Here is a 19,161-nt window from a genome sequence, read left to right on the forward strand (position 1 = left end):
CGGCTTACGGCTCCACACCGTCGGTCTGGAAGCCGATGGTCGCGCTGGCACGGCGCACAGCACCGACCGGGTCGTGCGGCACCACCTCGTCGAGGAACGCGTAGTCCTTGGCGACGTCACCGAGCCCCGGAACCCGCTTGGCGACCTGCCACCAGCCGGCGATGTCGGCCCAGCCCGGCGCCGACAACGAGCCGCCGAAGTGCTGGACTGACAGCGCGGCGCACAGGTTGGCGAACCGCAGCCGGTGCAGCAACGGCCAGCCGGACAGCGTGGACGTGACGAACCCGGCGGCGAAGACGTCGCCGGCACCGGTCGCGTCCATCGCCTCGACCGGAAGGGCGGGCACGTCGGCGTGCTCCCCGGTCTCGTTGTCGACGGCCAGCGCACCCTTGCTGCCCCGGGTGACCACCGCCACCGGGACCAGGTTGCCGAGCTTCGACAGAGCCGCCTCGGGGGTGTCGGTGCGGGTGTAGGCGAGGGCCTCCGGAGTGTTGGGCATGAACGCGTAGCAGGAGCTGAGGCGTTCCAGCAGCTCCTGCGACCACTGTTCGGTCGGGTCCCAGCCGACGTCGGCGAAGACCCGGGTGCCCTCGGCGGCCGCCTTGCGGGTCCAGTCCTCCATCTCCGGGCCGAGATCGACGAAGCAGGCCCGGCTGCGCGGCAGCCCGCTGGTGGCGATCATCTCGTCGGCGGACAGTGGCGGCTCGTGCGCGTGGGTGATCAGGCTGCGGTCGGCCTGGTAGGCAAGAGACACCGTGACCGGCGAGTGCCAGTGGGGGAACTCCCGCGACGCCGTCAGGTCGACGTCCTCCTGCTGTTCGAGGGTGCGCCGGCAGAACGTGCCGTACACGTCGTGGCCGAACGCGGCGGCGAGGGAGGTGCGCAGCCCGAGCCGGGACAGTGCGATCGCGAGGTTGGCGACGCCGCCGGGGGAGCAGCCCATGCCGTCGGTGTAGATCTCGGTTCCGCTGGTGGGCGGGCCGGCCAGGCCGGTGAAGATGATGTCCAGGAACACCGTGCCGGACAGGAAGACGTCGAACGGCGGGTCGTCGGGGCGGCGTACGGCGGCCATCGGGTCGTGGGCCGGCCCACGACCGACGACCCGGCCCAGCTCCCACGGGGTGCTGCTGGGGTCGCTGGAGCCGGCGTTCGGGCCGGTGGGGTGGGCGGCCGCGTCCGGACCCGGCCTGCCTTCCGCCGTGTCCATGGGTTTCTCCCTCGCTCTTGCCCGGGCGTACCCGTCCGGGCGTACTTCTCTGGGCGTCTTCTCCGGGCAACCGGATGTGGGGACTTACCGTAGCGCGCGAACCGGCGGTGTCGGCTGTCCGGGGCCGGTCAGTCGTACGGATGTCATGACAATGTTCCGGAGTGCGGGCACCGGGCGCCGTGGCGTGAGCGGCTGCCCGGCTGCGGGCTCGCGAAGCCGGGCGGGTGCGGACGTGGTTGTGCCCCGGACGACCGGGGCGTCCGGGGCACGAGGGGATGGTGCTTCGAGCCGGGCCGCCCGGGGTCGGGCCCCACGCGGCCGGCTACGGAGGGTCAGGCCGCGTTCGGCCCGACCAGGTCGGGCTCGGCGATCTTGCGGAGGCGGTGCAGGGCGTCGCGCTCAAGCTGGCGAACCCGCTCGCGGGAGAGCCCGAACCGGTCGGCGATCTCCGCGAGCTTCCACGGCCTGCCGTCGTCCAGGCCGTACCGCAGCCGGACGATCTCCGCGGACCGGTCGTCGAGGGTCTCGATCAGGGCGGCGAGCCGCGAGCTGGACTCGGCGGCGACGACCGTCTCGTCCGGACCCGGCATGACGTCACGGGCGACCAGGTCGCCGAGCGAGGTCTCGCCGTCGTCGTCGACGGTGACGTCCAGCGACACGTGGTCACGTCCCCAGCTGACGAGCTCCTCCACTCGGTGCTCCCCGACACCGAGCTGGGCGGCGAGCTCGGCGGTCTCGGGGTCGCGCCCGAGCTCGCGCTCCAGCGCTCGGCGGGCCGCGCCGAGCGCGTTCAGGTCCTCGACCACATGCACCGGAAGCCGGACGACCCGCGCCTGCTGGGCGATTCCTCGCGTGATGGCCTGACGGATCCACCAGGTGGCGTAGGTGGAGAACTTGTAACCCTTGGTGTAGTCGAACTTCTCGATCGCGCGGATCAGGCCGGTGTTGCCCTCCTGTACGAGGTCGAGCAACGGCAGCCCGGATCGTCCGTAACGGCGTGCGATGGAGACGACAAGTCGAAGGTTCGCCTCGAGGAAGTGGCGCTTGGCCCGGCGGCCCTCGTCGCCGATCCAGGTCAGCTCGTCCTGGGTCGCACCGGCCGACCTCTGGGCCGGAATTCCCGTGCGGCCTCCGTCGAGGAGTTGCTCGGCAAGCTGACCGGCCTCGATGGCCTTCGCAAGCTCGACTTCCTGCGCCGCGTCGAGCAGCGGCGTTCGAGAGATCTCGTCGAGGTAGCGACCGACGAGGTCGCGATCTTCGACAAGGTCTTCGGCGTGGCGGCGGCGCACTGGCAAGATGACTTCCCTCCCGGCTCGGGACGCGGACCCGGTGGCAGGCCCGTGAGACGCCCGAGATCTCGCTCACCCAGGTCAACGTCCCGGACGGTCGGACGAATTCCCGGCACGGGGAGTGTTCATCGCGGGGAGGCGGGCTGCTTTCTCCCGGTCACGGCGCGTTCGCGTCGCTCGCCCCGGATCCGGCGTGGATGTCGCGTACGGCCTGCACGGTGTCGGCCTCCGCCGCGGGCTTGTCCTCGCGGTAGCGCAGGACCCGGGCGAACCGCAACGCCATCCCTCCCGGATAGCGGGACGAGGTTTGGATGCCGTCGAAGGCGATCTCGATCACCAGCTCCGGCCGCACGTGGACCGTCCAGCGGTCACGGTGGGTCTCCAGCTCCAGCAGCCGCTCGGTCTGCCACCGCAGCAACTCGTCGGTGAGGCCCTTGAACGTCTTGCCCAGCATCACGAACCCGCCGGTCTCCGGATCGCGCGCGCCGAGGTGGAGGTTGGAAAGAAGGCCGGTGCGCCGCCCGTGCCCCCACTCGACGGCCAGCACCACCAGATCGAGGGTGTGCCGCGGCTTGACCTTGATCCATGCGGAGCCCCTGCGGCCGGCGTCGTAGGGCGCGCTCAGCGACTTGACCACGACGCCCTCGTGACCGCGGCGTACGGCGTCGGCGAAGAACGCATCCGCCTCGCCCGGATCGGCGGTGACCAGGCGCGGCACGACCAGCTCGTCCGGAAGGACACTCTCCAGCACCGACCATCGCTCCGCACCCGGTGCGGTGAGCAGGTCGGTGCCGTCGTGGTGGAGGACGTCGAAGAAGAACGCGCTCAACGGCACCCTGGCCCGTGACTGCCCGGTGCCACCGCGCGTGCCGACCCGGCTGGCGGTGACCTGGAACGGCCGGGGCCGCCGGGCCTCGTCCAGGGCGAGCACCTCGCCGTCGAGGACGAGCGACCCTGCGGGGAGGGCGCGCACCGTGGCGACGACCTCGGGCAGCCGGTCGGTCACGTCGTCCAGGGTGCGGGTGAAGATGCGTACGACGTCTCCGGTGCGGTGCACCTGGATGCGAATCCCGTCGAGCTTCCATTCCAGCGCGGCGGGCCCGGCCAGCTTGCCGAGTGCCTCGGGCACGCCGGGTGCGGGGGAGGCGAGCATCGGGCGCAGCGGCCGGCCCACTTCCAGCCGGAACGCGTCGAGCACGGCGACGTCGCCACCGCCGGAGACGGCTGCCCGGGCCACCGGGGCGATCGCGCCGGCGACCATGATCGCCCGGCGTACCTGCGCCGCGGGCAGGTCACTGGCGCGGATCACCGCGTCGACCATCACGCCGTCCAGCGCGCCCTGGCGGAGCTCTCCGGTCACCAGCCCGGCCAGCAGGCCTTGCTCGGCGCCGGTCGCCCGCGACCACAGTGCGGTGAGCAGGTCGCGCCGGCGTTGCTGGGATCCGCTGCCCGCCACCTCGGCGATCTCGGCGAAGGCGGCGTCGACCTCGCTCACGCCGAGCGTCGGCCGGTCGGCCGCCGCAGGCAGCTCGCGCAGGGCGGCGTAGCCCACACCGGTGCGGCGCTGGCGGAGCTCACCGGCGAGGTAGGACACCACCAGCGGCACTTCGTCGGGGTCGGCTGCCCGCAGGCAGTCGGCGATCCGGCGTACCTTCTCCAGCCGCGAGGACGTGCCGGAGACCGCCGCGGAGGCCTGCGCGAGGTCGTCGAGGAGCATGAAAGCATTCTGACGGCGACCACCGACAGGCCGTAGGACCCGTTGGCCCGTACGCCATCGCACACCTTTCGCACGTCTGCGCTCGAGGGCCGGACACGACGCCGGGACGGACATGTACGAACTGCTGTACAGAAGGGTGCTCCAGCACATCCCGGCCGAGACCGCCCACCGGCTGGCCTTCGCGGCCATCCGGTTCGCCGGTGCCGTGCCCGGGATGGGCGCCGGGATGCGGCGCGTCCTCGGTCCGGCGGACCCGGTGCTGCGGGTGCGGGCGCTCGGGATGGACCTGCCGGGCCCGCTGGGCCTGGCGGCGGGGTTCGACAAGGACGCGGAGGGCGTGGACGGGCTGACCGCGCTGGGGTTCGCGTACGTCGAGATCGGCACTGTCACCGACCAGCCCCAGCCGGGCAACCCGCGGCCGCGGATGTTCCGGCTGCCCGCCGACCGGGCCCTGGTCAACCGGATGGGCTTCAACAACCACGGAGCGGCGGCCGCGGCGGACCGGCTGCGCCGCCGGGCGGAGAGCGGCCGGACCGGCATCCGTGCCCTCTCGCGGCGGGGCACGGTGAACCCGCGCGGCACGGCCGGGGAGATCGGGCCGGGCGGCAGCCGGTCGGCGTACGTCGGCGTCAACATCGGCAAGACGAAGGCCGTCCCCGAGGCGGAGGCGGTCGGTGACTACGAAGCCAGCGCCCGGCGGCTGGCGCCGCACGCCGACTACCTCGTGGTCAACGTCAGCTCGCCCAACACGCCCGGGCTGCGGGACCTGCAGGCGGTGGAGCGGCTGCGCCCCCTGTTGACTGCCGTACGCCGGACGCTGGACGACGTGGCCCGGGAAGGCGACGCCGGCACACCGGCGGCGAAGCGGGTGCCGCTGCTGGTGAAGATCGCGCCCGACCTGAGCAACGCGGACGTGGACGCGGTGGCCGACCTGGCACTCGACCTCGGGCTGGACGGCATCATCGCCACCAACACCACCATCGGCCGCGAAGGCCTGCGCACCGACGCGAGCGAGGTCGCGGGCCTCGGAGCCGGCGGGCTGTCCGGCGCTCCGCTGAAGGAGCGTGCGCTGGAGGTGATCCGCCGGTTGCACGCACGGGTGGGCGACCGGCTGGTGCTGGTGGCGGTGGGTGGCATCGAGAACGCCGACGACGCGTGGGAACGCATCCTTGCGGGCGCGACCCTGGTGCAGGCGTACACCGGCTTCATCTACGGCGGTCCGGCCTGGCCGCGGAAGGTCCACCGGGGGATAGCCCGGCGAGCCCGGGCGGCCGGCTACGGCTCCGTTGCCGAAGCCGTAGGCACGTCCGGCCGACCGGGCCCGGGGCCACACCGCTGAGTCGCTTCCGGAAGGGAGTGACCGGAGGGGCCGCCGCCGGGGGTTCGAGGTGGCGGCCCCGGACGCTCAGCGGGACCAGGGGAAGGGCAGTCCGTTGCCCTGCCCGTTGTCCTGTCCGTTGCCCTGGTCGCCAGGGGCCTGGTTGTTCTGGTCCTGTTGCTGGTTCTGCTGCGGCTGCGGGGTCTTGCCGCCGTCGGTACCCAGCGTCACGTCGACGGTCTTCGACGTGCCGCCGCGGACGTAGGTCACCGTCACCTTGTCGCCGGGCCGGTAGGAGCGCACCGCCGCGATCAGGCTGTCCGGGTCGGAGATCTGGCGGTCGTCCACCTTGGTGATGACGTCGCCCTTCCGCAGCCCCGCCTTGTCGGCCGCGCCGCCGGCGTTCACCGCCTGCAGGGAGGCGCCGTTGCCCACGCCGTCGTTGCCGGAGGTTGCCGTCACCGAGACGGCGAGCTGGGCGTGTTCGGCGCGGCCGTTGGCGATGAGTTCCTTCGCGATCGGCCTGGCCTCGTCGATCGGGATGGCGAAGCCCACCCCGATGCTGCCGCTCTGACCGCCCATCGAGCTGCCGAGCGTGGCGATGGCGCTGTTGATGCCCACCACCTGGCCGGCCATGTTGACCAGCGCACCGCCGGAGTTGCCGGGGTTGATCGCCGCGTCGGTCTGGATCGCGTCGATGACGGTGTTCGAGCTGGACTGGTCGCTGCCGGAGTCACTGCTGCGAACCGGGCGGTTCTTCGCGCTGACGATGCCGGAGGTCACGGTGCCCGACAGGCCCAGCGGAGATCCGATCGCGACGACGTTCTGGCCGACGCTCAGGTCGGAGGACCGGCCGAGCTGGGCCGGATGCAGGCCGGACTTCCGGTTGGCCCGGATCACGGCGAGGTCGGTGGTCGGGTCCGTGCCGACGACGGACGCCTTCACGGTCTTCCCGTCGTTGAACGTGACGCTGAGCCGGCCGCCCTGGCTGCCGGCCGCCGCGACGTGGTTGTTGGTGAGGATCAGCCCGTCGTCGCTGAGGACGATGCCGCTGCCGTTGCCGGTGCCCTGTGAGGTCGCGATCGTGATCGACACCACGCTCGGCAGCACCTTGTCGGCCACCTGCTGCACACTGCCCACCGGGGCCGAGGCGGCGTTCTGCGACCGCGCCGCCGGCTCGTCCAGAGCAGTGGAGGAGCTGCCCGGCTGGTCGTGACCGAAGTAGTCGGTCGCGGCCGCTCCGACTCCGCCGCCGAGCAGCCCGGCGACGAGCGCGAGGGCGGCGACCCCGGCGGCCGAGCGCCGTCGCGGACGGCCCGAGTCGGTTCCGGTCGTCCGGCCCTGGTCGGTGGGCGGTCCGCCGAAGCCTCCGGAGTACGAACCCGCGTACGAGCCGGGTTGGGGAGAGGGGCTGTACGCCTGGCCGTAGGGGTTCGGGCCGTACGCGGTGTGGCCGGCGTACGACTGTCCGTACGACGAACCGCCCTGCGTCTGGGAGCCCTGCGTCGAACCGCCCTGCGTCTGGGTGCCCTCGGCGTGGCTCTCCTGGTCACGGGCGCCCTGGCCTGGCGGCTGCGCGGGGTCCTGGCCCTGCGGCTGCGCGGCGTACGGGGGCAGCGGAGCGGTGTCCTCGCGCCCGCCTGTGGACGAGACCGGCTGGCCGTCCGGGCGCGCTGCAGCCGGCTCGTGCGCGGAAGATGCGGGAGCCGTCCCGTCGGTGCGGTCCGGCCGGCCCGGCGTGGGTGTCGTCTCGTTCATGGTCCCTAGGTTTGTCCCGGTAGCTGAGAGCCGACTGAGAGCCCCCCGTGAGCGGGCGAAGAAATGCCGGGTCTCAGCGGTTTCGGCGGGGGTGGTCGACGGGCGGAGAGGTCTGTGGGGGCGGGTTGACGGGTGGGGCCTGCGCCGGCGCGTTCATCCCGGGCAGCACAAGAGTCATCAGCGTCCCGCCGTGCTGGCCGCGCCCGACACTGACCGTACCCCCGTGCCGGTCGGCGGCCTGCTTGACGATCGCCAGGCCGAGGCCCGATCCCGGCATCGTCCGCGCCTCGGTGGACCGGTAGAACCGCTCGAAGACGTGTGGAGCGTCGGCTTCGGCGATTCCGGGACCCTGGTCGGCCACGGTGAGGACCCCGTCGCGCAGGCGTACCGTCACGGCGGCGTTCGGCGGGCTCCACTTCGCGGCGTTGTCGAGCAGGTTGGTCACCGCCCGTTCGAGGGCCTGGGAGTCGCCGAAGACGGTCCAGGGCTGGGTCTCGACGTCGAAGCGCACGGCGGGGGCCCGGCGGCGTACCCGCTCGGCCGCGCCGGCCACGACGTCGGCGAGGTCCACGGGCGCGTGCGCGGTGGCGGGCGGGTCCTCGCGGGACAGCTCCACAAGGTCGCCCACCAGGACGGAGAGCTCGGCCATCTGGGCGCGCACGTCGGCCAGCAGCGCGAACCGGTCCTCCCGGGAGAGCCCGGGCCGGGCCTCGCTCTGGGCGAGCAGGTCGAGGTTGGTACGCAGACTGGTGAGTGGCGTACGCAACTCGTGGCCGGCGTCGGCGATCAGCCGGCGTTCCCGAGCGCGGGCCGCGGCCAGCGCGGACAGCATCGAGTTGAAGGCGTGCGCCAGCCGGGCGAGCTCGTCGTCGCCCTGCACCGGGATGGGGCGCAGCTCGCCGGTACGGGCGACGTGCTCGGCGCCGGCGGTGAGCCGCTCCACCGGGCGCAGGCCGGTCCGGGCGACGGCGACACCGGCGTACGCCGCGGCCGCAACCCCACCCGCACCGACGAGGAACAGGACGAACCCCAGCCGGGACAGGAGGTCCTCGGTGCCGGCGCGGGACTGGCCGAGAACGAGCGCCCAGCCCGGACCCCGTCCGGCCGGCACCGCCACCACGCGGTAGCTCTGACCGCCCATCGCCGCGGTGCGCACGCTTTCGGGTACCTCGCCCCTCGCCACTGCCCGCTCCGGTGCGCCGAGCGGCGGCGCGATCGGGTTGCCGTCGTGGTCGCTGGCCGAGATGAACCTGTCGTTCGCGTTGAGGAGCGCGATCCGGATGTCGGCTGCGCCGAGCGCCTCCGACGGCACCCGGGCGAGAAAGCCCTGCTCGGCCAGCGGACCGGCCGCCGCGGCGCGGGCGCGGTCGAGCAGGTTGGCGTCCACCTGGTCGAGCAGCGACACCCGCACGGTGATGTACGCCGCGAGCGAGATGAGGACCACGATGATGCCCACCCCGAACGCCGCCAGCAGCCCGACCCGGTTGCGCAGGCTGACCGAGCGCAGACGGTTCTGGGTCGAGGTCCGTGCGGTGCTTCCGCCCGGGCCGCCGCTTCCACCGCCGGCGGCCGGAGGCGTTCTCGGTTCGTTCAGGCTCATGGTGGGGTGTCGCGGAGTACGTAGCCCACGCCACGCACGGTGTGCAGCAGCCGGGGCTCGTCGCCGGCCTCGGTCTTGCGGCGGAGGTAGCCGACGTAGACCTCGAGGGAGTTGGCGGAGGTGGGGAAGTCGAATCCCCAGACATCCTCGAGGATCTGGGACCGCTCCAGGACCTGCCGGGGATGACGCAGGAAGAGTTCGAGCAGGGAGAACTCCGTGCGGGTCAGGCTGATCTGCCGGTCGCCGCGGCGTACCTCCCGCGTCGCCGGGTCGAGGGTGAGGTCGGCGTACGACAGCAGCGAACTGTCCGCGCCCGGGGTGGAGCGGCGCATCAGGGCCCGCAGCCGGGCCAGCAGTTCCTCCAGCGCGAACGGCTTGCTGAGGTAGTCGTCGGCTCCGGCGTCCAGACCGGCCACCCGGTCGGCGACGGCATCCCTCGCGGTGAGCACGAGTACGGGTACGTCGTTGCCGGTGGCGCGCAGCGCACGGCAGGTGGCGATCCCGTCCAGCCGGGGCATCATCACGTCCAGCACGACCGCGTCGGGGCTGGAGGCAGCCACCCGCCGGAGCGCCTGCTCGCCGTTCTCGGCGAGGTCGACGTCGTAGCCGTTGAAGACCAGCGAGCGCCGCAGGGAGTCACGGACACCCTGGTCGTCGTCCACCACGAGAATTCGCACGGGATCAGTCTGCCCCGCTCACCTGAACAGAGGCTGAGCGCGCGCTCACGACACGTCCACCGAGGTCAACGGCGGATCTCGAAGCCGGTGAGCCCTTCGGGTGATTCGGGAAACTCCTCCACCTTGTCCACCCGGGCCGCGGGCGGACCTGACCGGCACCAGTCGACCAGGGCACGCACCCCCTCGGGACCGCCCTCGAAGGCGGCCTCCACCGACCCGTCGGGCTGGTTGCGTACCCACCCGGCGACGTCGTGCTCGTCGGCGGTACGCCGGCAGGTGTCGCGGAAGAAGACGCCCTGGACGGCGCCGTGGACGACGACCCGGACACGGGCGGAGGGGACCGAAGCGGACATGGCCCCAGCTTGCCGTGCCGGCCGGTCGCCCAGGCGGTCAGGGCCGATTTCAGGGCCGATTTCAGGGCGGATCTCAGGTTCGGTTCAGAGCCGGCTCGCAGCCCGCCGCCGTGCCTGTCCGGCAGCGCCAGCCGTGCTCGGTGAGCAGGAACGTCTCGGCGACCGGAAGCCGGTGCCGCCCGGCCTCTGCGGTCAGGGCGGACACCCACGCGTCGTCGGTGGGCAGCCAGACGACCCGGCCGCGGCGGCAGCGGACCATCGCCACCGCGTGGGTGGGCGGGATGGTCGGTCGTGGCGGAGCCAGCGGAGCCAGGCAGGCCAGGACGGCCGCGTGCAGATCGGCGGCGGGGACCGGACCGGGAGCGGCGGCGAACCAGCCGGCGCGTTCGACGTAGCCCCGGGAGAGGCGGATGACGCCGACCAGCACCCGGTCGGTGCCGAACGGGACGTGCCGGCCGAGCCGGCGCAACAGCGTGGCGGGGTCGCGCGCGGTGCCGCGAGTGACAGTGGTGCCTGGACGGACGCCCGGGGCGTCCGGAGTGGTCGCCGGCGCCGGGACGGCCGGTTCGTGGTCGGTGACGGGGGTCATCGCCACAGCGTGCCGTGCTCGGGTCGTGGCGCGCCGTGGTTGTCCACAGGTGGCGCCCTGTGGATGACCGGTCGCACGCCGTGTCGATCTTCGGCATGCTCGCGGATGACGGCCCAGACCTGAGGTAGTCCCGATCACCCCGGACCCAGCGCGGAGGAGCGACGACGAATGAAGCGTGGCGGCGGCACGGATGGCACGGCGGACCCACTCGGCACGGCCGGCAGGTCCGGCAGGTCCGGCACGGTCGGCAAGGACGCGGACGGACCGGAGTCGTTCCGCATCGTCGGGCGCGTGCTTGTCGATCCGCCCCTGCGCGCGGAGGAGTTCGAGTATCTGGCCGCGTTCACCGAGTCCCGTCGCTGGTGCCGCTTCGACGGCCCGTACGCCGTTCCCGGCAACCCGTTGGCCGAGTGCCTGGATCCCGGCCTCGACCTTGCCCGTTACGTCGAGCCGGCGCCGGGCCAGCCGGGGCTGTGGTGCCCGTGGCGCCTGTCGGACGGCGGTCACGCCCTGGTGCCGGTGTTCGAGCCCGCGCTCGGTGAAGGCTCCCCGCCGGAGGAGGCGGCGTCCTGGCTCACGTACCTCTGCGACCACTTCCTGCGCACCGGCGCGATGGCGGGCAGACATTCCGGCGATCGGGCGCGGTGGTTCGGTGGCTTCGGCTTCGACCACGTGCTCGACGGCGCGGCCGTGGTCTGCAGTGAGTTGTCGGGGAGGCTGACGCTGATCGAGATGTCGGCCAACTCCGTGTCCGTGCAGCCGCTCGCGAGCTGACGCCGGCGTTCGCCCGGAGACCTGTGGATCGCTCGCCGACTGCGTCTTCGCACCGTTCCGGTGACTCACCGTGGCCGGCCGTCTCGCAGGCTGGAACCTCCCTCTGCGCGTGATCCTCCCGCCGGTCCTCCCCGCCTGTCGACCTTCACCGGTGTCCGGTTTAGGTGGTACTTTCCGGTTGTTCTACGCGCAGGTGCAGCCCGGTCAGGTGGGCGCGCGTCTGCCGGTTGTGTCGGGCAGTCGGTTGGGCGGTCGTAGTGCGACGTGTCGTAGCGGGGTTGGTGGTTGTCGCCGCCGGGCTGACAGGTCTCACGGGATGCGGTGGCGACTCTCCGCAACCGTCCGAACTCTCGAAGAAGTCGAGTACACCCACTCCGACGGCGACGCCGAGCGCCTCTCCGACTCCCACCACCGCTGCCGACCCGGCGGCCTTCGTCCGCCAGTACATCGCGGCCGCCAATCTGCTGGTGAAGAACGGCGACGCCTCGAGGATGCGGGCGATGAACGCGCCCGGCTGCAACTTCTGCCAGAGCACCGCGAAGTCACTCGCGACGTTCCACGCCAACGGCGGTTCCTACGTCGGCGACGCGAGCTGGCATGTCACCGAGGTCGGCAAGCCCACCGGGACCAACCCGGTGAAGGTGTCCGCCTACGTCAAGGTCAACCCGCACAAGGTCGTCTCCAAGCGCGGCGCCAGTCCCAAGACGGATCCGGGCCGCCTGATGTTGTTCGACTTCACGCTTGCGAAGGGACAGGACCGGTGGACGGTCAAGAACCTCGTCGTCAACTGAGACCGCCGAAGGGCGGCCGTCGCGGGGGCGCGGCGTTGCGGTTGGCCTGCACCCTGCTGCTCACCCTGGGCATCACCCTGCTCGCTGGTCCGGTGCTCACCGGGACGGCGTGGGCCAACTGCGGGTTCGATTCGGACGGACAGTGGCACTGTGACGGCGACGACCCCGGACCCGGTGGTCCGGGAGGGCCCGGCGGGCCGGGTGGTCCGGGCAACCCGGGCCCGGCGCCGAAACAGCCGTACGACACCTACGCCACGCCGGCGTGCATGGTCAACGGACCGCCGCCGGGCGACCCCAACGCGATGTGCATGAACGCCGCCATGGCCTGCCAGACGCGAGGCGAAAAGGGCATCATGATGCGCTACTACGTCCAGTGGGAGCAGAACGGCCCCTGGGAACTCGTGCGCACCGCCTGCTCCGGCGAGCCCGACCCCAACAACCCGCCTCCGCCGGTGACGCCGCAGCAGGTGGAACGCTGGCTGGTCAACGGTTGGCTGCCGAAGTCCAACGTGGGAGTGAGCCCGGGCAACGGCCACACGTTGCTCAACTTCCCGACCATCTTCTACGCCAACCAGACGACCAGGTACGACGTCACCCGCGACGTGCCGGACGGTTCCGGCCGCAGGATCCACGTGACGGCGGAAGCGACCGGGTTCGACTGGCACTGGGGCGACGGCACCGCGGTCACGCACACCGACGAGCCCGGGCAGAAGTACGCGGAGTCGCTGCCGCAGGACGCCTACGTCACGCACCCGTTCGAGAAGCCGGGCCGCTACACGGTGCGCGTCGACGTGCAGTGGAGCGGGCGGTTCGCGGTCCAGGGCGAGGTGGGTCAGCCGTTCGGCCCCGTCACGGTGCCCCGCGGGCGGCCGGCGCCGGTCACGGTGCTGGAGAAGCAGGACGTGCTGTCGCGCTGACCTTCGGGCTGACCCGCTGGCCGGGGTCCCAGGTGAGCGGGGTGTAGGGAGCGAGGTCGGGGTCGTCGGTGCCGAAGGTGCGCACCGGCCCCGGCCCGGTCGCGGCGGTCTCGAACCGCACCGTGACCCGGCGCAGGCCGGCGCCCCACACCCAGCCCGGGCCGTACTCGGTGTGGATGACGTCCTGCCCCGCCGACCAGCGGGGCGGCTCCGGCTCGCGCGGAACGCCGTCGGCGGTGGCCGCGAGCCCGGCCTCGTCCGCGACCTCGGCCGCGCGCGGGCCCTGGACGACCTGCGGCCTGCCCGCCGCCTCGACGAGGTCGGCGTCGTCGGCCTTTCTGGCGGCGAGGTCGGCCTCCAGTTCACCACCGGCAGCCGAGCCGAACAGGTCCTCCTGCACCCAGTCGGCGAGACCTGACATCCCGACGCCGAGCAGGCGTACTCCCGCGGAGGTGTCCACCTCGGCCAGCAGGCGGCGGGCGAGCCGGTTGACCACCCGTACGTCGTCGGTCGGCCCGGCCAGAGTGGCCGACCGCGTGTAGGTGGTGAAGTCGAACAGCCGGATCTTCACCGTCACGGTGCGCCCGGACAGGCGTTCGCGGGTCAGGCGTTCGGACACCCGGGTGCCGAGCCGGTCGATGATGACCGCCAGCATGGCCGGGTCGACGATGTCGTGTTCGAAGGTGTCCTCGGCGCTGATCGACTTCGACTCCCGCAGCGGAACGACGGCACGGTCGTCCTCGGCCATCGCGAGCCGTGCGAGTGCGTGCCCGTGTGCCCGGCCGAGTGCCGCCACCAGGTCCGGCTCGCCGGCGCGGGCGAGTTCGCCCACCGTGTGGACGCCGATGCGGCGGAGCCGTTCGGCGGTGGCCGGGCCGACGCCGGGGATGCGCCCCACCGGCATCGGATGGAGCAGGTCGGTCTCCGTGCCGGGCTCCACCACCAGCAGGCCGTCGGGTTTGCGCAGGTCGCTGGCGATCTTGGCGACGAGCTTGGACGTGCCCGCCCCTACGGAGGCGGTGACCCCGCCGGTGACCTCGCGTACCCGCTCCTTCAGGGCCGCGGCCAGCTCCTCGACCCCGGCCACGGACAGGTCGCGGCTCGCGTCGCCGGCCAGGTCGACGTAGGCCTCGTCCAGGGAGACCGGCTCGACCAGTGGGGAGACCTCCCGGAGAACGGCCATCACCGCGCGGCTGGTGATGCGGTAGGCGGCGAACCGCCCGGTGAGGTACGCCGCGTGCGGGCAGCGTGCCCTGGCCTCGGCGGTCCGCATGGCCGACCGGACTCCGAACACCCTGGCCTCGTACGACGCGGTGGCCACGACACCGCGGGTGCCCACCCCGCCGACGATGACCGGCTTCCCGCGCAGTGAGGGCTTGTCGCGCTGCTCGACCGCGGCGAAGAAGGCGTCGAGGTCGAGGTGGACGATGCTGGGCACGCTGCGCACTCCGCCATCCTGCCAACCCGCGCGGACACTCCGAACGGCTGCCGGGTTCTCGTCCACAGCCACCGGATCGGCGCGGATGTCCCCAGGACCGGTCACGACAATGCCGGGGTGGCGACGCCGCTGACACGCTCGACGGCATGAGAACACCAACCGGTACCGACCGGCTCACGTTGCGTGGCCCGGAGGACGTCCTCGCCAAGATTCCGTTCCTCGTGGGGTTCCACCCGGAGGACAGCCTGGTCACGCTGACCTTCGACGAGGACCGGGAGCTGACCCTCACCGCCCGGGCCGACCTGCCCGAACCCGATCTCACCCCGCAGGAGCTGCGAGCCGCCGGTGACCGCCTGGCCTGCCTGGTCTTCGGGCGCGAGGTTCGATACTGCCTCCTGGTCGCCTACACCGCCTCGAGAGCACGGGCCACCCCTGCGCTGCGTGCGGCGGTCGCGGCGTTCGCCGACGTGGACGTGACCGTCCTGGACGCCATCGTCGCCGACGGGACCCGCTGGTGGTCCGATGTCTGCGCCGACCCCGTGTGCTGCCCGCCGGAGGGAAAGCCCTACGACCTCGCCTCCCATCCGCTGACCGCACGGTCGATCTACAGGGGAGAGGTGGCGCTCGCCGGGCAGGAGGAGTTCCGGCGAACGGTCGCGCCGCCGTCGGGCGCCGCGCGGGTGGCCGCCGAGCAGGCCCTCGCGCGGGTCGTCTCCGCCCGGGCGGCCGACCTCGGCGGGCACGACGGAGCCGGCCTGGTGGCCCGGCTGTTCGCCAGGGCCGGGGGAGGTGAGCGGCTGACCGACGAGGAGATGGCGCGGATCGCCGTCGAGGTGTGCGATGTCGCCGTACGAGACGAATTCTGGTCACAGATCACCAGGGAGTCCGCGGACCGCCATGTCGAGTTCTGGTCCGAGGTCGTCCGGCGCACGGTCCCGCCCCACGACGTCGCCGCCGCGGCGCTGCTGGCGTTCGCCGCCTGGCTCCAGGGACAGGGCGCGCTGGCTCGCTGTGCCCTCGAGCGGGTGCACGCCTGCGACCCCGACTACTCCATGGCGCGGTTGATCGAGCAGGTCCTGCGGTGCGGCATCCCGCCCGAGGCGTGGGAGCCTCCACCGGTCGGGCCATGAGGGCCATGAGCGCTCCGAGCGGGCCGGCCGGTGACCGGCGGTTCGCTCGCTCCTGGTTGAGCGATCGGTCCCCGCGGCAGATAGGTTTCGGTACGAGGCTCCGGCAAGGCCAGCCCCCTTGGGAGAGGAAGTCGATGGGCCAGGACATCAAGCCCCGCTCGTTCAGCCCTGAGGACCGGGCATTGTTCCGCGACAAGCTGCGGCGATGCCTGCGAGCGTTCGTACGAATGTCCGAAGAAGGCCGGTTCGAGGTCCGGCGGCCCTTCACCGGGTTCGAGATCGAGTTCAACCTCGTCGACGAGCGCGGTGACCCCTCTCTCACCAACAGCGAGGTGCTGGCCGCGATCGACGACGAGTCGTTCCAGACCGAGCTCGCCCAGTACAACGTCGAGATCAACGTCGAGCCGCGCCGGCTACGCGGCAGCGCACTGCGGGAGTTCGAGGACGACCTGCTGACCCGCCTGGAGACCGCCGGCGCCAAGGCCAGGGCCGTCGGCCCGGAGCTGGTGATGGTCGGGATCCTGCCGACGGTGACACCGGACCACATGGGCGCGGAGACGCTTTCGCCGAAGACCCGTTACCGGATGCTCAACGAGCAGATCATCGCCGAGCGGGGAGAGAACATCCGCATCGGACTCGAGGGCGTGGAGAAGCTCGAGCTGACCAGCGACTCGGTGGTGCCGGAGTCGACGTGCACGAGCACCCAGCTGCACGTGGAGGTCAGCGAGGGTGCCTTCCCGGCGTACTGGAACGCGGCCCAGGCCATCGCCGGCCCACAGGTGGCCGTGTGCGCCAACTCGCCGTTCCTGTTCCAGAAGGAGCTCTGGCGCGAGACCCGGATCAAGCTGTTCGAGCAGTCGATCGACACCCGCAGCGTCGAGCTGACCGAGCAGGGGGTCCGCCCGCGGGTGTGGTTCGGCGAACGCTGGCTGGAATCCGTGACCGACCTCTTCGAGGAGAACCAGCGCTACTTCTCGCCGCTGCTGCCCGAACTCGCCGACGAGGATCCGCTGGAGGTCCTCGACCGGGGCGGTACACCTCGGCTGGCCGAGCTCTCCCTGCACAGCGGCACCATCTACCGCTGGAACCGCCCGGTCTACGACGTCGCCGACGAGCGCCCGCACCTGCGGATCGAAAACCGCATCCTGCCCGCCGGGCCGACCGTCGTCGACACGATGGCGAACGCCGCCTTCTACTTCGGTCTCGTCCGCCGCCTGGCCGCGGACGAGCAGCCGGTGTGGTCCCGGCTTTCCTTCGAGGCGGCCGAGGACAACTTCCTGTGTGGCGCGCGCGAGGGCATCGGTGCCCGGCTGCAGTGGCCCGGACTCGGTGAGGTCGGGGCGGCCGAGCTCACCCTGGACACACTGCTGCCGCTGGCGTACGAAGGCCTGGACCGCTGGGGGGTCGACCCCGCCGATCGCGATCGGCTGCTCGGCGTGATCGAGCAGCGCTGCCGTACCGGCCGGAACGGGGCGGAGTGGCAGGCGGCGGTGTTCCACCGGCTGTACGACGGCAGTGGACTCTCCCGACTGGACGCCCTGCGGGCGATGACCGCCCGGTACGTCGAGCACATGCGCTCCAACGCACCCGTGCACACCTGGCCGCTCGACTGACCGAAGACTCACGGGCGCGTCAGGCCAACCCTGTCGTTCCCAACCGGGTCGGGCCCGTGGCCCGAGTCGCCAACCGTGTCGCGCCCGTGGCCCGAGTCGTAAACCGCGTCGCCAACCGTGTCGGGCCCGTGGCCCGAGTCGTAAACCGCGTCGCCAACCGTCTTGGGCCCGTGGCCCGGTCGGTCGATCGTGGCACCCCGCGAACCCGTAGTTCCGATGGGGCGACCACCAGCACCGCGCACCCCGACTTTGTGCTGCGCACATAAATTTGATGAGTTCGCCTGGGCAGGCAACCGTGGAGTGTTGTGAGACGTCACAACTCCGAGAAGGAGGTGACCATGCCCATCAGACAGCGATCCACCCGTCCAGGCGGACGGCGCCTCATTGTCGTCGAGCCGTTCCTGGAGTGGCACGAGCAAGCGGCGTGCTGTGACGAGCCGTCCGAACTCTTCTACGGACCGGAGGGTGAGTCCCAGCACGAGCGGCTGGCCCGCGAAGCACGCGCCCTGGCCGTCTGCAACCAGTGCCCTGTCCGTACACCATGCCAGAAACACGCCCTGAAGCGTCCCGAATCCTACGGCGTGTGGGGCGGCACCACCGAGTCGTCACGTTCCGCCGCTCGGCGCTCGGGCACCGAGGCGCCGCGCCGGAAGCAGGTCGTGGCCGTCGAGTAGCCGCTCCGCCCCTGACCGCCTGAGAGCCGCCGGCCGGTGGCCCGGACGCCCCCGGCACGCCACCGGCCGCGTCACCGACAGCCTCTCGTCCCGCCACTCCGTCACCCCGGCTCCATCAGCGCGGGCCGCGACCGAAGTCCCGTGCCTGTGGCCCTCGAAGCCGCGGCACGACCACCGGGGCTGACGGTGTGGTCAGGTCGAACCACCCGATCCGGGTCGCCACGTAGACCGGATCCGGGTGCACCCCCACGATCGCGCAGGCCACCAGCCAGGCGCGCGACCACGCGTGGTCGCCGTCGAGACTCTCCAGCGGACCGGGCCGCACCGTCAGGAGGGCGGCTCGGCGGCGCGGCCGGTGTGGGTCCGCGGCGGCCTCGGCACCCGGATCATCGGTCAGCACCCGGTCCAGCCCGGCCACGGCGAGGTCGACCCGGAGTGCATGGTCGGGTTCACCCGCGGTGGCCGCCAGCAGGTTGGTGGAGGGGTCGCCGACGGGAGCTCCCGTGGAATCCAGCGGCAGGATCCGGGCCGTCGGCGCGAACGCTTGCCTACGCGTCTGCCCCCGCAGGATCCACACCGAGGCGGTGACCAGTCTGGCCAGATCAGGGTGCGGGGAACCCGTCCCCGAACCGTCCGGAACAGGTGCCGAGGGCGGCACGGCGGACGGCGGGGGAGTCATGGTGGCAACCTTGCCCGTACGGCATGATCCCCGGTTGCCGTCATCCACAACCCGGCTGTAGTAGCGTCCGGCACCAGGAGTGATCCCCGCCGGCCTGTCCCAGCCTTGGTGCAGTCCGGTGCCGCTCCAAGATCCCGTTCCGCCCCACCGGTCCTCGGAGGTGCCCCGATGTCGGCGATCGTCGTCGGATACGTCGACAAACCGGAGGGGCGTGCCGCCCTCCGCCGTGCCGCCACCGAGGCCAAACTCCGCCAGGCCAGACTCGTCGTGGTCAACGCCCAGGGCGCCGGCGCCCAGGGCGCCGTGGAGGCCGACGAGGCCGTTGCCGGAGTCCGCGCCGAGTTGGACGCGCACGGACTGGGCTACGAGTACCGCGAACTGGGGCAGGGCGCCGAGCCGGCCGACGACCTGATCGCGGTCGCCGACGAGGTGGCCGCCGAGTTCATCGTGATCGGTCTCCGCAGGCGTTCGCCGGTAGGAAAGTTGATTCTGGGCAGTAACGCCCAGCGAATTCTTCTGGACGCCTCGTGCCCGGTGCTGGCGGTCAAGGCCGACCCCGACGTCTGAGGGGGCGAAGGCCAGGCTCGTCTGGTCGGCCCCCGGCCGCGGGTTCCGGCTGTCGGACATCACACCAGCA

Annotated in this window: 18 protein-coding genes; 8 read left to right on the forward strand and 10 right to left on the reverse strand. The window is 72.2% G+C overall.

The genetic code is table 11. The features are described 5' to 3' along the window. Nucleotides 1–4: 4 nt before the first annotated feature. From FHR37_RS09535 to FHR37_RS09545, 3 genes are all read right to left on the reverse strand, one after another. A complete protein-coding gene (locus FHR37_RS09535; RefSeq protein ID WP_092883667.1) occupies nucleotides 5–1,207 on the reverse strand; it encodes a carbohydrate kinase family protein in 1,203 nt (400 codons plus the stop codon). A 332-nt stretch (nucleotides 1,208–1,539) separates the two neighbouring features. Continuing rightward, nucleotides 1,540–2,496, reverse strand: a complete 957-nt coding sequence (locus tag FHR37_RS09540; protein WP_092883668.1) for a sigma-70 family RNA polymerase sigma factor — start codon at nucleotides 2,494–2,496, stop codon at nucleotides 1,540–1,542. Between the two features lie 157 nt (nucleotides 2,497–2,653). Continuing rightward, nucleotides 2,654–4,213 (reverse strand): ATP-dependent DNA ligase, encoded by a 1,560-nt coding sequence (locus FHR37_RS09545; protein WP_092883669.1) that lies wholly within the window; start codon nucleotides 4,211–4,213, stop codon nucleotides 2,654–2,656. 112 nt (nucleotides 4,214–4,325) lie between these two features. Here FHR37_RS09545 and FHR37_RS09550 point away from each other — a divergent pair, with 112 nt between their 5' ends. Next, on the forward strand, nucleotides 4,326–5,552 hold the full coding sequence (locus tag FHR37_RS09550; RefSeq protein ID WP_092883670.1) for a quinone-dependent dihydroorotate dehydrogenase: 1,227 nt from the start codon (nucleotides 4,326–4,328) through the stop codon (nucleotides 5,550–5,552). 66 nt (nucleotides 5,553–5,618) lie between these two features. On the opposite strand, the gene FHR37_RS09555 is transcribed toward FHR37_RS09550, so the two are convergent. The 5 genes from FHR37_RS09555 to FHR37_RS09575 form a co-directional block, all read right to left on the reverse strand. Next, entirely contained in the window at nucleotides 5,619–7,289 is a 1,671-nt protein-coding gene (locus FHR37_RS09555) for a trypsin-like peptidase domain-containing protein (protein ID WP_092883671.1), read from the reverse strand. Nucleotides 7,290–7,362: 73 nt separating this feature from the next. Continuing rightward, nucleotides 7,363–8,889 carry a HAMP domain-containing sensor histidine kinase gene (locus FHR37_RS09560; protein ID WP_092883672.1) on the reverse strand — a complete coding sequence of 509 codons (1,527 nt, stop codon included), beginning with the start codon at nucleotides 8,887–8,889 and terminating at the stop codon, nucleotides 7,363–7,365. Then, the gene (locus FHR37_RS09565; protein WP_092883673.1) at nucleotides 8,886–9,566 is read right to left on the reverse strand and encodes a response regulator transcription factor; all 681 of its coding nucleotides are present in this window, start codon (nucleotides 9,564–9,566) and stop codon (nucleotides 8,886–8,888) included. Before FHR37_RS09565 ends, FHR37_RS09560 begins: the two co-directional genes overlap by 4 nt. A 65-nt stretch (nucleotides 9,567–9,631) precedes the next feature. Next, nucleotides 9,632–9,919, reverse strand: coding sequence for an acylphosphatase (locus tag FHR37_RS09570; protein ID WP_092883674.1), 288 nt, complete (start codon nucleotides 9,917–9,919; stop codon nucleotides 9,632–9,634). A 73-nt stretch (nucleotides 9,920–9,992) separates the two neighbouring features. After that, on the reverse strand, nucleotides 9,993–10,508 hold the full coding sequence (locus FHR37_RS09575) for a hypothetical protein (RefSeq protein WP_139238970.1): 516 nt from the start codon (nucleotides 10,506–10,508) through the stop codon (nucleotides 9,993–9,995). Between the two features lie 168 nt (nucleotides 10,509–10,676). Here FHR37_RS09575 and FHR37_RS09580 point away from each other — a divergent pair, with 168 nt between their 5' ends. The 3 genes from FHR37_RS09580 (at nucleotide 10,677) to FHR37_RS09590 (ending at nucleotide 12,990) form a co-directional block, all read left to right on the forward strand. Continuing rightward, nucleotides 10,677–11,282: a hypothetical protein gene (locus tag FHR37_RS09580; RefSeq protein ID WP_092883676.1), complete on the forward strand. Its 606-nt coding sequence runs from the start codon at nucleotides 10,677–10,679 to the stop codon at nucleotides 11,280–11,282. Between the two features lie 257 nt (nucleotides 11,283–11,539). After that, nucleotides 11,540–12,073, forward strand: coding sequence for a hypothetical protein (locus FHR37_RS09585; RefSeq protein WP_139238971.1), 534 nt, complete (start codon nucleotides 11,540–11,542; stop codon nucleotides 12,071–12,073). Then, complete coding sequence (locus FHR37_RS09590; RefSeq protein ID WP_175542531.1) at nucleotides 12,043–12,990, forward strand: hypothetical protein; 948 nt, start codon at nucleotides 12,043–12,045, stop codon at nucleotides 12,988–12,990. Before FHR37_RS09585 ends, FHR37_RS09590 begins: the two co-directional genes overlap by 31 nt. On the opposite strand, the gene FHR37_RS09595 is transcribed toward FHR37_RS09590, so the two are convergent. Beyond that, entirely contained in the window at nucleotides 12,953–14,437 is a 1,485-nt protein-coding gene (locus FHR37_RS09595; RefSeq protein ID WP_092883679.1) for a DNA polymerase IV, read from the reverse strand. The genes FHR37_RS09590 and FHR37_RS09595 overlap by 38 nt on opposite strands. Before the next feature lie 137 nt (nucleotides 14,438–14,574). Between FHR37_RS09595 and FHR37_RS09600 the strand changes: the two genes are divergently transcribed. From FHR37_RS09600 to FHR37_RS09610, 3 genes are all read left to right on the forward strand, one after another. After that, nucleotides 14,575–15,558: a DUF4192 domain-containing protein gene (locus FHR37_RS09600; protein WP_092883680.1), complete on the forward strand. Its 984-nt coding sequence runs from the start codon at nucleotides 14,575–14,577 to the stop codon at nucleotides 15,556–15,558. Between the two features lie 134 nt (nucleotides 15,559–15,692). Next, nucleotides 15,693–17,171 carry a glutamate--cysteine ligase family protein gene (locus FHR37_RS09605; RefSeq protein ID WP_092883681.1) on the forward strand — a complete coding sequence of 493 codons (1,479 nt, stop codon included), beginning with the start codon at nucleotides 15,693–15,695 and terminating at the stop codon, nucleotides 17,169–17,171. A gap of 338 nt (nucleotides 17,172–17,509) precedes the next feature. Further along, on the forward strand, nucleotides 17,510–17,845 hold the full coding sequence (locus FHR37_RS09610) for a WhiB family transcriptional regulator (RefSeq protein ID WP_092883800.1): 336 nt from the start codon (nucleotides 17,510–17,512) through the stop codon (nucleotides 17,843–17,845). Nucleotides 17,846–17,960: 115 nt separating this feature from the next. Here the strand turns inward: FHR37_RS09610 and FHR37_RS09615 are convergent, their stop codons facing one another. Further along, nucleotides 17,961–18,524 (reverse strand): hypothetical protein, encoded by a 564-nt coding sequence (locus FHR37_RS09615; RefSeq protein WP_139238974.1) that lies wholly within the window; start codon nucleotides 18,522–18,524, stop codon nucleotides 17,961–17,963. Between the two features lie 168 nt (nucleotides 18,525–18,692). Here FHR37_RS09615 and FHR37_RS09620 point away from each other — a divergent pair, with 168 nt between their 5' ends. Next, nucleotides 18,693–19,091 carry a universal stress protein gene (locus FHR37_RS09620; RefSeq protein WP_092883683.1) on the forward strand — a complete coding sequence of 133 codons (399 nt, stop codon included), beginning with the start codon at nucleotides 18,693–18,695 and terminating at the stop codon, nucleotides 19,089–19,091. The last annotated feature ends 70 nt before the right edge of the window (nucleotides 19,092–19,161 follow it).

Source organism: Actinopolymorpha cephalotaxi, from assembly GCF_013408535.1.
Taxonomy (GTDB): Bacteria; Actinomycetota; Actinomycetes; order Propionibacteriales; family Actinopolymorphaceae; genus Actinopolymorpha; species Actinopolymorpha cephalotaxi.